This window comes from Nostoc sp. CHAB 5836 (genome assembly GCF_020829445.1).
GTDB lineage: Bacteria > Cyanobacteriota > Cyanobacteriia > Cyanobacteriales > Nostocaceae > Nostoc.
The window spans coordinates 1-15,514 of record NZ_JAIVFV010000161.1; the positions used below are offsets into that span (position 1 = coordinate 1).

At 39.5% G+C, this 15,514-nt stretch carries 8 protein-coding genes and 1 pseudogene; 2 read left to right on the forward strand and 7 right to left on the reverse strand.

The genetic code is table 11. The annotated features are described in order from the left end of the window. The 5 genes from LC605_RS24935 to LC605_RS24955 all read right to left on the reverse strand — a co-directional run. A partial coding sequence (locus LC605_RS24935; RefSeq protein ID WP_229550189.1) for a hypothetical protein occupies window positions 1-191 on the reverse strand: 191 nt, incomplete at its 3' end. A 216-nt stretch (window positions 192-407) separates the two neighbouring features. Beyond that, entirely contained in the window at window positions 408-1,709 is a 1,302-nt protein-coding gene (locus LC605_RS24940) for an O-antigen ligase (protein ID WP_229550190.1), read from the reverse strand. Window positions 1,710-1,950: 241 nt separating this feature from the next. Further along, window positions 1,951-2,985 (reverse strand): glycosyltransferase family 2 protein, encoded by a 1,035-nt coding sequence (locus LC605_RS24945; RefSeq protein WP_229550191.1) that lies wholly within the window; start codon window positions 2,983-2,985, stop codon window positions 1,951-1,953. Window positions 2,986-3,059: 74 nt separating this feature from the next. After that, window positions 3,060-4,493, reverse strand: coding sequence for an oligosaccharide flippase family protein (locus LC605_RS24950; protein WP_229550192.1), 1,434 nt, complete (start codon window positions 4,491-4,493; stop codon window positions 3,060-3,062). 453 nt (window positions 4,494-4,946) lie between these two features. Next, a complete protein-coding gene (locus LC605_RS24955; protein WP_229550193.1) occupies window positions 4,947-6,389 on the reverse strand; it encodes a sugar transferase in 1,443 nt (480 codons plus the stop codon). A gap of 1,955 nt (window positions 6,390-8,344) precedes the next feature. Here LC605_RS24955 and LC605_RS24960 point away from each other — a divergent pair. Continuing rightward, window positions 8,345-9,526, forward strand: coding sequence for an aldo/keto reductase (locus LC605_RS24960; protein WP_229550194.1), 1,182 nt, complete (start codon window positions 8,345-8,347; stop codon window positions 9,524-9,526). 454 nt (window positions 9,527-9,980) lie between these two features. On the opposite strand, the gene LC605_RS24965 is transcribed toward LC605_RS24960, so the two are convergent. Continuing rightward, complete coding sequence (locus tag LC605_RS24965) at window positions 9,981-11,309, reverse strand: hemolysin family protein (protein WP_229550195.1); 1,329 nt, start codon at window positions 11,307-11,309, stop codon at window positions 9,981-9,983. Between the two features lie 353 nt (window positions 11,310-11,662). Between LC605_RS24965 and mfd the strand changes: the two genes are divergently transcribed. Beyond that, complete coding sequence (gene mfd, locus LC605_RS24970) at window positions 11,663-15,214, forward strand: transcription-repair coupling factor (protein WP_229550196.1); 3,552 nt, start codon at window positions 11,663-11,665, stop codon at window positions 15,212-15,214. A gap of 185 nt (window positions 15,215-15,399) precedes the next feature. Here the strand turns inward: mfd and LC605_RS24975 are convergent. Continuing rightward, window positions 15,400-15,514, reverse strand: a pseudogene (locus tag LC605_RS24975) (rod shape-determining protein); the annotation flags it as partial.

The window sequence follows — 15,514 nt, forward strand, 5'->3', positions numbered from 1 at the left end:
CCTACTACTTTAAAAGAAGGAATTCTAAATAATAGTTTTCCTTCAGCTTCATAGGTTGGCTTAATGAATTGTGTAGCTATAGCACTGAGCATAACTGTAGCTGCAAATATCGCACTAGCAGGTAGCCACCATCGTTTCAATATCAATAAGTAACGACCAAGGTCTAAATCAATAGATTCTCTAGATTCCATAGATTTTTCCAACATAAATCTTCCAAAATACAGATATTTAGCAAGAAACTAAAAACTGAGTTAGAGAATGCACATACTACTGCAATTGACAATAATCATCCGATTTGACAATATGACAATAGTATAGACTATCTTTGCGCACCATTTAATATACCATTTTTAGAGAATAATTAATTCCCTCTGCTTCAGTTATTTACTTGATCAAGGTTCTTGCATCTACGGTAATTGGGATTTAGGGGCATTAGGGGGTTCAAAGCACTGCGTAGCTTTATCGTGAGACTGAGGAAGTCTATTGATATTTGCGCCTGTACAAAGTTTACTTGATAAGACTGCTGATACATAAAGTATCCATTCTAAACTATTTTGCTCTAACAATGTAGTTTCAGTTAGATTGGAAAGAATAATAAAGGTTAGATAGACTAAGAGCCATAAATGTTCAGCTTTTTGATTCCATCGGAATAAATATATTGCTCTTAAGAAATTAATAACGAACCCAATTAGAAAAACCAATACTCCTACTAGACCCACCGCTAGCCAGAGATCCAGAAAACCATTGTGAGCATTAGGAGCATCCCATTGTATAGCTTGTATAACAATAGAAGACTCACTAGTGTCTCCTATCCAGAATGCACCATAGCCATATCCTAGCCACGGTTTTTTCTCAATCATATTCAATACAGCAGGCCATAAATCTGCACGTCCAGTTAGTGTTGTGTTTTTACCTACTGTGCCTAGAATTGTATCAGCTTGTAGGGTAAAAAATGTATAGAAAGCTACACTAATGGTTGACAGCAACGTCAAAGTAGGTATCATTACTTTATAGTTTAAACGTAAAATTCGATCATATGTAAGAAAAACTGCCGTAATAATTATCAAATTACCTAGAGATGTTGTTGATTTCGACAATAATACAAGTGCTGCAGAAATAATATAACCAAGCCATGAAAACCTGCGATTTTCTCGATTAGTCATAGCAAGGAATAAAAATATTGCTGCACTAAGTACAAATCTCTTACCTAGAACATTCTTTTGTGGGTATATTCCTCGCCAAGCTGTTGGGTCTCCAGCGCTTCCAATCCCATACTGTGGAAATAATACAGCAAATACGAGACACATAAATGCTGAGATCCCAAGCATATATGCACACAACTTAAGTTGTTCGTTTAAGGTGTAGCGTGAAGCGAAATAAAGCCCAAATAGCATTGTTCCTGCCAAACCGAAAACACGACGTATAGTAATATCTGAATCCAAAGACCAAAAAATAGAAAGTGCGCAAACTAGGAGTAATAGCCAAATAAATTTATCTCTGCTAAAGACGTAACTAACCTTCTTCCAACGTAGAGTAATTAGGAAGAGGCTAACTATATAGGTTAGAGTGAAAAGCAACCTGAATATAATTCTGTCACCTTCTTTGACGGTATAGCCACTCGTCAAAAACGCATCTAGTGGAGTGCCTGAATAGATCATCAAAAAAGCGATTGTAACTAATTGTTCCGCAGAAATTAAAAATTTCCTCATTTTCTATAAAATGTAAATATCACCGTATACACAATATACATTGAAGAAATTAAATTAAGGCACAAATTTGCCGTTACGAGTATCAGTTTATTTCGACAAATACTTTACGCTCTCTCTATTCACTCACTTTTAATCAGATGTCTAGATTTTGAGGATGACATTTTTTTTCATTAAGCCAGAAGACAAAACTAACTCACGTTTAAAAGCCTATAATTTCATCTCAAAGCTTTTGTGTCTCGCGCTATCTGCTTTCTACCTTTCTTGTATGAACAGGCTCTGATGTTTTGAACTTCTTGGTTAAAATAGAGCTAAGTTGCTGCCTGAACTGCTGAGGGAACAGCCACATACTTAAGTACAAACATATATCAATCGGTCGGGGCTTGCCCCAGCGTATAGCTTCCCACAATAAAGGAAAAAAGGCTTTCCAATCACCTACTGAGGACGCACAAGAACTGACAACTGTTGCAATGAAGCTTGAATAAGCCTTTGGTGTGACTAAATCGCGGGTGGAACGAATCCAATCCAACGAATATTTCCAGTCATTGATGTTGCTTAAACGCTTGATTCCGATTTCTGAATGCCAGATTGCCATAGGTTCAGGCACAAACTCTACTCCTACCCCTTCCATAGCACTAACCCGAAGCAACCACTCCCAATCCTCATGTCTATAAAATTTTTCTTCCAGAGGCGTTTTTTGCATTAACTCTTTTTTCACAAAAATAGTTGAGGTTTGGATGAAGCCCTCTCCTTTAAAAAAGGAGTTACGCACGAAAAGATATTCACTTAAAGGTTCAGAGACATTAGGTAGCCTTCTCGGACAAATAAATTCACCTTTTTGAGTCTGGGAAATGAAACGACTGGCAACAACTGGAAAATTATAATGGGAATTATTTGCTACTTCAAGTTGACGCTCCAGTTTTTCTGGAAGCCATTCATCATCATCGTCTAAAAAGGCTATCCAAGTGCCTTTAGCTTCTCTCACACCAGTATTTCTAGCCCCTGATGGCCCAATATTTTTTGGTAGTTCTATTACTCTCAATCTTGGATCACCTATCTGAGATAGTACATTGACTGTTTCCTTATCCGGGCCGTCTATGATCACAATCACTTCAATTGATTGTAGCGTTTGAGTTAATGCAGTTCCCACACCCCTAGCAACAATTTGTGGTCTATTGCGTGTAGGAATAACGACGGTGACTATTATTTCGTTACTTTGATTTACCATTGGGATTTTTTGGTTTTTTGTTTTTTCTGATTCAAGATATTCAATATTCATTGTTATAAATTCCTTAAATTATTTATTGGTTTTGCAAATCTGATGTTTTATCAACGGTAACATTCATTAAAAGTTTATCGGTTTTTGATAATTTTTTGCCATACAACATGAATTCCACCTAAAGCATTAATAGTTATAAAAATCATAAAAAAAATATAGAAGGAGGTTGCAATAATCAGAGTAAATAAAAAGTCTAAATTAATTTTTTTTAAAATTAAAAATATAACCACCATCAAAGTACTTATTACAACAGGGCGGCGAATAATTCGCGATAAGTTTAATGGAAATAAGAGAGTATAGGTAAAGTAAACATACTGGCTAAAGGCAATAATAGCCATTAGCAATACCATTATACCTGCACCTAATAAGTGATATTGCGAAACTAATGCCACACCTCCCAAACTCCCTAATGTAGTTGTAATAACTACTTCACGAAGATTCACCACCTCAAAATGATTAGCTACAAGTACATAGCAAAGTGTGCGTGTGAAGGGTAGGAAAAGGAGTGACATAGCACTTAAGCTAAGGGCTGTGTTTGCCTCAGCAAAGTCAGATTCATAAATCAAAACCAGTAAATTTTTGCCAAAAAATAATAATCCAAGAAATAAGGGTAATCCTATCATTAGTAAGATTTCAATAATTTTTTCACTGATCTGTTTCTGCTTATCCTTTCCTTGATATACTGATTTTAGAAATCTTGGAAATATTGCTAAAGTTATACTGTTAGCAATAATCAGAAATGGTTGTAGCAATTGTGTTATTGCGCCAAACAGACCTACTAAAAACTCATTTCCTAACAATGAAAGAATCAATATCTGAATTCTGTCACTAACTACAGCTATTGCTTCAATAGCAAAAAATGTCCGGGCGTTTTTGATTGTCTTTAAGATAAAACCTCGATCAATCTGCCATTGTATTTGGACTAACCGTGTAATAAAAATCCATTCAATTACTAGAATTAGTGTTTCTGAAAAAAATAGTATCGCTCCTAAATATTCGATTCCATATTTCAACTGCATCGCCCAAATCATTATTATTAGGCGTAAGATATAAATTGGTACTGTAGAGATTGCAATCAGATGCATCTTTTCTTTAGCTTGAAAAATTGCTTCGGTGATGTTGGAAAGCGCAAAGGGAATTATTGTCAAGCCCACTATGTAGCAAACAGTCGAGGTTTTGGAACTATAGGGAAGTAAAAATACTACAATCACTAATGCAGCATAACTGAAGAAACTAAATATTAATTGCAAGCACGTACCACTCATTAAATAAACTGGTGTTTTTTGTGGCTCACGGGCTAGTTCTCTGGTAAACAATATCTTTAGCCCTTGTGAAGCAATGCCCACAAAGATAAAGTAGTAGCTATACGCTAGTAAATACTGCCCTAAAGCCTCAGCTCCTAGAGCACGAGCAATAGCAGCGCTTAATACAAAAGCTGTAATGCTTTGCGCTAACTTATTGACTATCATTGAAAGAGAATTACTTATGAATTTGTACTTTTCTACCATTCTTATAATTCTTAATTCCTTCATTTGGAATCACCAATACCGATACATCTCATATTTTTTCGGATATATCGGTACGAAGTTTTTGTAGATGAACCCTTAAAGGATATTTGAAAAGTGGTCTGGTGTGATTTTAAGCACTTATTGATTTTCCTTAACCCCTCTTTAATGGAAACCACTGCGTTGGAAGACTTTGCGGATTTATACTCGTACGGGGAAGCAAGTTACGCGAAGCATTTCCAAAGAGGAGAAGCAAGTAGCGTGGATTTAGGAGAATCTAAAAGTATTTAATATATCACTAAGCACTTTTCAAATATCCTATAAAACAGGTAGTTAATTACTCAGCCTAGTAGATAAACCTAAATTTAATTAGTGATAAATTACACTGTAAATTACAATCTTTTATCACTAGGCAAACTCTCTAATTACAACCGTCTGTTATAGCTTTGTTATTCCTTAATAAGCACCTTCTTTTTTCAAAACTACCATAACTGTTTTCAGGAGAATTTCAAAGTCTAACCGAAGCGACCAATTTTCGATGTAATTAAGATCAAGATTAATCACTTGTTCAAAATCTAAAATATCTGAGCGACCTGAGATTTGCCAAAGACCTGTAATACCAGGTAAAACTTCATGTCGAATAAAATGGTGTTCAGCAAACTTATCAACATCTCTAGTAGGTAAAGGACGAGGTCCTACTATACTCATTTCTCCAAGGATAACATTAAAAAGTTGAGGTAATTCGTCTAAGCTGTAACGACGAAGGAATTTTCCAATACGTGTAATACGAGGATCGTCTTTGATTTTAAAGATAATCCCATCTTTCGTTTCATTTAATGCTTCTAATTCTTTCTGTAATTTTTCTGCATCAGACCTCATGGTTCGGAATTTCCAGACTTTAAACTGTTGCCCATGTAAACCTATACGGGTTTGCCTGTAAAATACTGTACCAGGAGAATCCAGTTTTATAGCTATAGCTATAGCTGTATAAATCGGGAATGATAATATTACAAATAAAGTTGCAAAGCAAAAATCGGAAGTGCGCTTGATCCAAAAATCTTTACCTGTAATTATCGGGCAATCTAAACTCAAACAAGGCATTCCGCCTATTTTATTAAACTCTATGTTTTTATAAATTGGTTTTAATTCCATCGGCAAAATATGTACTTGGATCCCAGATGCTTGAAATAACCAACATAAAAACATTCTATTTTTGAGCGCATCCCAAGATATAAAAACTTCTGTTACGCCTAATTCATTAAGTTGTTTCAATGTTTCTTGACGCTGATATCTGTCTAATGAATTAGCATTCGCTGTTCCAGATACAATGTAATGCTTTTCTTTTTTTATGAAGCTAGAAATCTGCTCATGATCTTGAGCATCACAAATAATGAAGACAGAAGAGCGAACTATTTTTTTCTGCTTGCGTAGATATTCAAGAGTAAGATTTACCGCATATCTACCTGCACAGATAAAAAGTATGCTTAAAAACCAAGATAATAGTATTAACTTTGGACGTGTAATATCAACAAGTGGTTTGTATAGAAAACCAACTAGAAGAATTAATCCATGAGCAAAAGTTAGCGATTTGGTAATATTGAAATAGTCATAGCGTTTTTGACCTTCTCGATAAATACCTTCGATAGCTAATGATCCTATTTGAATCGCGATAGTTATTAGAATCGGTAAATAGTAACTCGGTATATACCAAGTAAAAGGCTCATAAGTAGATTGATACCCTGCTAAAACCCAAGCTGAAGATAAAAGAGTACAGTCTACTAAAAACAATGTTGTTAATCTCAACCACCACGAACCCTTGCGTATCGTGGTAAATGCGGATGCACGTAAATCCAAAGGTACTTCACTGAACTTACTTGTTGTAATGCTTTGATTACTCATAGTTAGGAAAACTTGGTGTAGTGAAAATTTGCTGCTTGCTGGAAACTTATACTTGTATAAAACAAGTGGTCTATGTCAGATTTTTCTTTCACATAAATCTTGGCTTTGTAGTAAAAGATTAAGTATTTTTATTTTCTTCAGAGTAACTTTAAATTCTTGATCAAAAGCATCTTCACAGCGTCGGTTTGAGTGCGGTTACTACCCAAATATTTAGCTTTTGTTGCAGTTTATTCTGGAAATTTTGAGCTTTGATACCAAAAAAAAGCATTTGTTGGTGAGTTAATTTATAGCCCAATAAAATTACTGACGTTAATAATCAGCTAGATCAGGTAAAAATATTAGGATTTTTAAGGTAGGTAATTGTTGAATTGGATTACTATGGTTCTATTACAGATTTAAGCTTCTATTAAGATAAGAGATACAATTATTTCTTCTGAGAAATTACTGTAGCATTTTTACTTATACTACTTCATTTTTGCTTAGAGGTTATCTGTTTTTTACGCATAATTACTGATTAACAAAACTTCCACAAACAACATACAACGAAATGCATCATAAGCTTGAGTTTTGTTACAAAACTTTATAAAGTGAAGATCGTGTTAAAAATTGGGTCGCTTTCATAAGCATTTCTAGAGAATTGCTAATAGTTTAATAAAAATAAATTCTCATAGCTGCAAGTGAGATCAACAAAAGCTAATGGCTTGTAAGTCTTGTCATATATGGCTCATAAATATTTACATATCCGGAGAGAAGCCAATTTCTATACATTTTATGCGTCCGTATTCCATTTTGGACTGTTCTAATGTTGCTAATCAAAAATTGAGAGTTTGGGCATAGTGGTAAGCTGTTCCACATTGAAATTGCATACACTGGGCGGGCTTTTCGGCCCATCCCTCAAAAGTTATATTTAATTTGATTATGCAAATTAGATGTTTTTTAGCTTATCACCATCAAAAAATCAACGTTGAATTTGCTTGCTGCAAGTGTTGGCTTGTAACGAAAAGGCTTGAATGGTTGTTCCCTGCGAGAAAAAAGTGGAATTTTTATCCGTATATTGCGTTACCTTTACACAGATGTTAAGCTCGTGTGCAAGGTTTTCGCTTCATGTCTGCTTTATATATAGTGATAGGACTTACGCATCATACATATATTGCGATAGGAATTTTGGGCTTTTGAGCCGTACCTAACACTCAACACAGTTAATATGCGACCAAATCAAGGTTGTGTTCAGGGACTGAAACATTAATTTTGCGTCAATCACATTATGGTTAATTTGCACAGTGCGTAAGTCCTAAGTGATATAAAACCCAGATATGAGTGTTTCACGGATTCGACGTAAGTATAAAAGCACAAATTAACTATTTAAATAAAGATAAGCGAAGCTCAAACCTTATTTGTTCGTGCCTCCTAGGTCTTTAGATCTCTTGCAAAAGTCCTTAACATCCCACCCCCAACCCCTCCCAAAGAACGGGGAGGGGAGACAAAGCGTAGCTTTGGCGGGGTGGGGTTCAAATTGTTTGATTTATGCAAGAGGTCTTTTGAAGTTTTGATATTCGGCTTTTGCCGCTCCAATTTACTTATGCTTTTTACTTTACTACAATGATAACTTTTTACAGTAACCTACTTAATTATTTAAGCCAATCATAGTTATTTCTTCATACTAATTTTACATATGAGGAGGCAAAATGAAGATTCAATGATAATCATTTTTTGATTCAGCAAATTTTTATAAAAAAGGATAAAGTCTTTTCGATGTTGTATTTGACTACTATAATTTGTGCAAAAATTGACCCATAAGCAGCTTTGGGGCTGACTTATAAAAAAGTCGCAACTGTCGGTTTAATCGGCTAAACGGAGAATTCGAGCTAACTGACAATAGAGTGGTCGTAAGTCTAATAGACAAAGGAGACTTTTGTTATTAGATTTTAAGTTGGTAAGTAATTCACAATCTGCTGATGCTATATAGACGATTTGGACGCACAGAATTACAGATGCCAGTGTTTTCCTGCGGTGGCATGAGATATCAGTTCAAATGGGAAGATGTTCCCAATGATGAAATTCCTGCTGATAACCAGGCGAATCTCGAAGCGACTATTAGAAGGGCAGTTGAGGTTGGGATTAATCATATTGAAACTGCTCGTGGTTATGGCACTTCCGAAATGCAATTGGGAAGAGTTCTACCTCAATTTCCCCGCGAAAAATTGATTGTTCAGACCAAAATCAGCCCAAAGGCAGATGCGAAAGAATTCCGTGAGACATTTGAACAATCATTGCAAAATCTCCAACTAGATTATGTTGACCTTTTAGGGTTGCACGGTATCAATCATGCTGAGTCGTTAGATTATAGCATTCGTCCTGGTGGCTGTTTAGAAGTAGCGCAGCAGTTGCAAGCAGAGGGAAAAGTTAGATTTATTGGCTTTTCTACACACGGATCAACAGATATGATTGTGCAGACAATTAATACCAATCAATTTGATTACGTCAACCTGCACTGGTACTACATTAATCAATGGAATTGGGAGGCAATTGAAGCAGCTAAACGCCACGATATGGGGGTGTTTATTATTAGCCCATCTAATAAAGGAGGTTTGTTGTATGAACCTCCACAAAAATTAGTAAATCTTTGCGCTCCGTTGAGTCCAATGGTGTTTAATGATTTGTTTTGTTTGAGTCATCAAGAGGTGCATACCCTGAGCTTGGGAGCAGCAAAACCACAAGATTTTGATGAACACCTGAAGACTTTAGAGTTAGTAGATCGAGCATCAGAAATGTTGCCACCAATTTTAGGAAGGTTGGAGTCAGAAGCGATCGCGACTTTGGGAGAAGATTGGGTAAAATCCTGGGAAACAAATCTACCAACCTTTGACCAAACCCCTGGGGAGGTAAATATTCGGGTGATTTTGTGGCTGCGGAATTTAGCGATCGCCTATGATCTGCTAGACTATGCCAAAATGCGCTACAACCTCCTTGGCAATGGCAACCACTGGTTCCCCGGCAACAAAGCTGACCGACTAGACGAATTAGACTTGCAGCAATGTCTTGCCCGCAGTCCCCACGCCGATAAAATACTCCAACTTCTGGAACAAGCTCATCAGTTGCTAGCAGGTGAAGCCGTCAAACGCTTATCTCGGACTTGACAAAATGCATAACTAGTGGATTTGCATGGCACTGGAAATATTGACACTCCCCGGCGTGAACGCACGGGGATTCTTGGTTCGCTGAGATCACTTAACTTAGATTCCTTGCGTCGTCTAAGCCAGAGGTGAGGCTCTCCCCAAGCGTTACTTCGGGTATGCCCTACCCTAGTTGCATAACTGCAAGTCCTTTTTAGCTTGAAACAAATATGCTTCAAAAACTGATTCGTCTAGTTCTTGTGAATCTTTTACCTGCTGCCAGGAGAAAACTAGAACAATGCAGCAGAACCGCATAGATTCAATTATCAAGGTTCAGTGTCTGCGGTTTAGGCAGCAACCGGGTTTTTAGACAGGTTGATTACCCTTCCTGTTGCCAGGATTTTACCACTTCAAGCCGTCCTTTATGACAGGGCTTTTACCCAAATTTTCGGTAAACAATAATTACCAACGCCCAATACTAATCAGATTTTTTCGTATCCGGTGATTTATTTGCCTTCGGTATCACTAGCACCTTATCAACGCGGTTCCCATCCATATCAATGACCTCAATTCGCATACTTTGCCATTCAAAATGATCTGCTGCGGCAGGAATACGACCTAAATGGGTGATCACAAAACCGCCTAATGTTTGATAACTGCCGCGTTCATCAGATTGCCACTCTTCCATACCGAAAAGTTCCAAAAACTCCTCTACAGGTAACATCCCATCTAAAAGCCAGGAACCATCTTCGCGTTGCACAGCTTGTGGTTGATCCTGCCCATCTGTTGAAGGAACATCACCCACGATTTCGCTCATGATGTCGTTGAGAGTGACTAATCCTTGAATCACGCCGTATTCATCCACTACCAGCGCCATGTGAGTGATGGTTTGCTTAAACAATTCCAAAACTTTCAAACCACGGGTGCTTTCTGGGACAAAGACGGGTTGTCGCAATCCTAGTGTCAAGTCCAGCGCTTCCCCTCGGAAACTCCTAGCTAATAAGTCGGTGACAGGAATAACACCCAGCACATTGTCAAGTCCCCCCTGACAAACTGGATACCGAGAATAGGCACTATCAACCATTTTTTGGCGATTTTCTTCGGCAGTGTCATCCAAGTCTAGCCAGACAATATCGGGACGGGGTGTCATTAAGTAGCTGACTTGGCGATCGCCTAAACGAAAGACTCGCTCCACCATATCCTGTTCAGCTTCCTCAAAGGTTCCGGCTTCGGTACCTTGCTCAATTAAGATTTTAATTTCTTCTTCGGTGACTTGCGGCTCGGTAGAAGCTGTAATTCCCAGTAACCGCAGGATCAAATCTGTAGAAGCACTTAAGAAATACACCATTGGCGAAGCGATCGCCGATAAGGCTTGCATCGGAATAGCTACAATCGATGCAATCCTTTCTGGGTTGTTTAATGCCAGACGCTTCGGTACCAATTCGCCAACAATCAGAGAGAAATAGGTAATGAGCAAAACCACTATTCCGAAAGATAGCGGTTCACTATAAGGTGCTAACAAGGGGAAAAATTTTACATAGAATGCGAGTCGGTTGGCAATTGTTGCTCCTCCAAAAGCACCAGTCAAAATACCGATCAGGGAAATACCCACTTGAACGGTTGACAGGAAATGATTTGGAGACTCAGCTAGTTTTAATGCTGCCCTTGCCTTGGCATCTCCTTGATTAGCAAGCTGTTGTAGCCGAACTTTCCGCGCTGAGACAATGGCCATCTCAGACATAGAAAATACACCATTGGCAATAATTAGCACCAAAATGATTAAAATTTCAAAAGTTATGGAGGACATGTTTAAAATTGCCGCTTATCAGAGCGAACGTAGCTCAATACCTAGTATCTAGTATTAAAGGGGTTTAGATAAATGCTTTGACCATACACAAAGTAATAGTTATAGTTCTTAAGTTTATTAGTCACCAAAGTCCTCGCGCCGTGGAAGCCCCTGCTTTCAAGCATGGGGGTAATAAGAACTTAGTCTGGTCAGGTTAAGGCTTTTTCAAGCCCCCGCCTAAAGGCGTGGGCTTCCTGACTGTGCTTTATTCTTCCATCAAAGGAATCAGAAGACTGTTAACACTTTTAAAATGGTTGACATAAACTGCCTCAAGATTTTCTGACCCACAAAGACTCCCATCGCTAGTAGTACTTATGTCATTTTCTTCTATTGTGCGTGCCTTAAGCCGATCGTCGCTCACCACTGAATTTATTTCTAAGCTGAATCGACAACAAGAATTGCGGTTAAATGGCATTCCCAGGCTGCCCAAGGCTCTGGTGGCTTCGGCATTAGCGCGGGCTACGGGCAAGGATTTGTTCGTGGTTTGTGCCACTCTGGAAGAAGCTGGACGCGTTTACGCACAACTGGAGGCAATGGGATGGCAAACAGTACATTTTTACCCCACCTCCGAGGCTTCTCCCTACGAACCTTTTGACCCGGAAACTGAGATGAGTTGGGGGCAAATGCAGGTATTGGCAGATTTACTCAAAAATCAAAAATCAAGAGTCATGAGTCAATTGTCATTAGAAACAAACCAAGGACAAATGACTAATGACAATGAACAAAGGACAAATTTGGCGATCGTGGCTACTCAAGGAGCGCTGCAACCTCATTTGCCTCCACCAGCAGCTTTTGGGCAATTCTGTCTTACGCTGAAAAAGGGGATGGAATTAGACTTGAATGGCTTCAGTGAGAAAATAACTATTTTGGGGTACGAAAGAGTGCCTTTGGTGGAAACGGAAGGACAATGGAGCCGGCGGGGTGATATTGTTGATGTGTTCCCGGTTTCGTCTGAATTACCAGTCCGGTTGGAATGGTTTGGCGATGAAATCGAGCAAATGCGGGAATTTGACCCAGCAACTCAACGTTCAGCCCTCGATAAAGTTGACCAGTTAATTCTTACCCCTACTAGCTTTACTCCTGTGGTGATGGCAGCACTGAAGAATAGTGCTGAGTTAGGAGTTAGGAGTTATGAGTTAAATTCTGACTCAGAATTCGGTACTGAGAATTCATCACTTTTAGAGGGTAGTCGTCGCTTTTTGGGATTGGCGTTCGAGCAACCAGCATCTCTGTTAAATTACTTATCAGAAAATACCCTGATTGCCATTGATGAGCCAGAACAGTGTCATGCTCATAGCGATCGCTGGGTCGAAAATGCCCAGGAACAATGGGGGATTGGGCATGAGGAAGAATCTCCCTTAACATTGCCGAAGATTCATCGGTCTTTTGATGAGTGTTTGGTTGATGTTGCCAAGTTTAAAAGATTATATTTATCAGAACTGTCAGAGGAAAATGATGGGATCAATCTTGCCAGTCGGCCTATTCCAGTCATGCCGCACCAGTTTGCTAAACTGGCTGAAACCATCCGCCAAGAACGCGATCGCAATTTCTCCATCTGGCTACTTTCTGCTCAACCTTCACGTTCTGTCTCGCTGTTGCAAGAACATGACTGTCCGGCTCAGTTTATCCCAAATTCCCGCGACTACCAAGCGATTGATAAGCTGCAAATTAACCATACTCCCATAGCCCTAAAATATTCTGGTCTTGCGGAACTAGAGGGTTTTATTCTGCCTACCTACCGATTGGTAATCGTTACAGATCGGGAATTTTTTGGACAGCATTCCTTGGCGACTCCCGGCTATATCCGCAAGCGCCACAAAGCTACTTCTAAACAGGTTGATCCTAATAAGCTGCGTCCAGGCGATTATGTGGTTCACAGAAATCATGGTGTTGGGAAATTTGTCAAGCTGGAAAGTTTGACGATTAATAACGAAACCCGTGATTATTTGGTAGTGCAGTATGCTGACGGGTTACTCAGAGTCGCAGCCGATCAAGTAGGTGCTTTATCCCGGTTCCGTGTCGCAGGTGATCAAGCACCGGAACTCAATAGGATGACTGGTAAAGCTTGGGAAAATACCAAGAATAAAGTCCGCAAAGCGATCAAAAAATTGGCAGTGGACTTGTTGAAACTATATGCAGCGCGATCGCAACAACAAGGTTTCAGTTTTCCAGGTGATATGCCTTGGCAGGAGGAATTAGAAGATTCTTTCCCCTACCAACCCACGACGGATCAACTTAAAGCTGTTCAAGATGTGAAACGTGACATGGAAAGCGATCGCCCAATGGATCGCTTAGTTTGTGGCGATGTCGGTTTCGGGAAAACGGAAGTGGCGATTCGTGCTGTTTTCAAAGCAGTCACCGCCGGTAAACAAGTAGCACTCCTTGCGCCTACGACAATTTTAACACAGCAGCACTACCATACACTTAAAGAACGTTTTGCACCTTACCCCGTAAATGTCGGTTTACTCAACCGTTTTCGTTCGGCTGAAGAACGCCGCGATATTCAAAAGCGATTGGCAACTGGTGAACTAGATGTAGTAGTTGGTACACAGCAACTTTTAGGTAAAGGTGTGTCATTCCGAGATTTAGGACTCTTGGTAGTAGATGAAGAACAGCGATTTGGGGTAAACCAGAAAGAGAAAATTAAAAGCCTGAAAACTCAAGTGGACGTGCTGACTCTCTCCGCCACTCCGATCCCCCGTACTTTGTATATGTCCTTGTCGGGAATTCGGGAAATGAGTTTGATTACTACACCACCCCCAACCAGACGACCGATTAAAACCCATCTGTCACCGATAAATTCCGAAAGTATTCGCAGTGCAATTCGTCAAGAATTAGACAGAGGTGGACAAGTATTTTATGTAGTTCCACGAGTAGACGGAATTGAGGAGACAACAGCCAATTTACGGGAAGTGATACCGGGAGCGAGGTTTGCGATCGCTCACGGTCAAATGGATGAAAGCGAGTTAGAGTCAACCATGCTCACCTTCAGTAATGGTGACGCAGATATCCTCGTTTGTACAACAATTATTGAATCTGGCTTAGATATTCCCCGAGTCAACACGATTTTGATTGAAGATGCTCATCGCTTTGGATTGGCGCAACTGTATCAATTACGCGGTCGTGTGGGACGTGCAGGTATCCAAGCTCATGCTTGGTTATTTTATCCGAAGCAACGGACGTTATCTGATGCAGCACGGCAGAGGTTACGAGCTATTCAAGAATTTACTCAGCTAGGTTCTGGATATCAACTAGCCATGCGTGATATGGAAATCAGAGGCGTAGGTAACTTGCTAGGTGCAGAACAATCCGGTCAAATGAATGCCATCGGTTTTGATTTGTATATGGAAATGTTGGAAGAAGCAATTCGGGAAATTCGAGGACAAGAAATTCCGAAAGTAGAGGATACCCAGGTTGACCTCAATCTGACCGCATTTATCCCAGCAGATTATATTACAGATTTGGATCAAAAGATGAGTGCATATCGCGCAGTGGCCACAGCTAAATCTAAATCAGAATTAAAGCAGATTGCAGCCGAGTGGAGCGATCGCTATGGTACTTTACCTGTCCCTGCAAATCAACTTTTGCGTGTAATGGAACTGAAGCAGCTAGCAAAAAAGCTCGGATTTAGCCGGATCAAACCAGAAAACAAGCAGCACGTTGTTTTAGAAACGCCAATGGAAGAACCCGCTTGGAATTTATTGGCGGCGAATTTACCAGAAAATCTCAAGACGCGCTTTGTGTATTCTCCTGGTAAAGTTACGGTACGCGGGTTAGGAGTTTTTAAAGCAGATCAACAATTGCAGAATTTGATTGATGCTTTCGGGAGAATGCAGGGTGCGATTCCAGATGCAGCTATTGTTTAATCAGTAGCTTAACTTTACGCGATGTGCAACTTATTCTTAAAACCCCGCTTCTATACCTCTCCCCGTTGGCGTCAGCCTGTTGTTAAGCAAGCGAAGAGAGGCTTTAAGTCTTGCTCCTCAAGGTTAGCCTAAGGCTAGTAGGGAAGGGGTTGGGGGTTAGGTTTGAGAGAAAATTGCACACCGCGTTACATATTGCGGGAACTTTCAGTGACAACTCCTTCCAACTGTTTAAAGTTTTCTAACACACGACCTGTTCCCAGCACAACGCAACTCAAAGGATCGGCCGCAATGTGGGTAATA

Excerpts from the sequence above, each read along its gene's own strand:
- LC605_RS24940 (WP_229550190.1), bottom strand. The coding sequence starts at position 1,709 with ATGAGGAAATTTTTAATTTCTGCGGAACAATTAGTTACAATCGCTTTT.
- LC605_RS24945 (WP_229550191.1), bottom strand. The coding sequence starts at position 2,985 with ATGAATATTGAATATCTTGAATCAGAAAAAACAAAAAACCAAAAAATC.
- LC605_RS24950 (WP_229550192.1), bottom strand. The coding sequence starts at position 4,493 with ATGGTAGAAAAGTACAAATTCATAAGTAATTCTCTTTCAATGATAGTC.
- LC605_RS24955 (WP_229550193.1), bottom strand. The coding sequence starts at position 6,389 with ATGAGTAATCAAAGCATTACAACAAGTAAGTTCAGTGAAGTACCTTTG.
- LC605_RS24960 (WP_229550194.1), top strand. The coding sequence starts at position 8,345 with ATGCTATATAGACGATTTGGACGCACAGAATTACAGATGCCAGTGTTT.
- LC605_RS24965 (WP_229550195.1), bottom strand. The coding sequence starts at position 11,309 with ATGTCCTCCATAACTTTTGAAATTTTAATCATTTTGGTGCTAATTATT.
- mfd (WP_229550196.1), top strand. The coding sequence starts at position 11,663 with ATGTCATTTTCTTCTATTGTGCGTGCCTTAAGCCGATCGTCGCTCACC.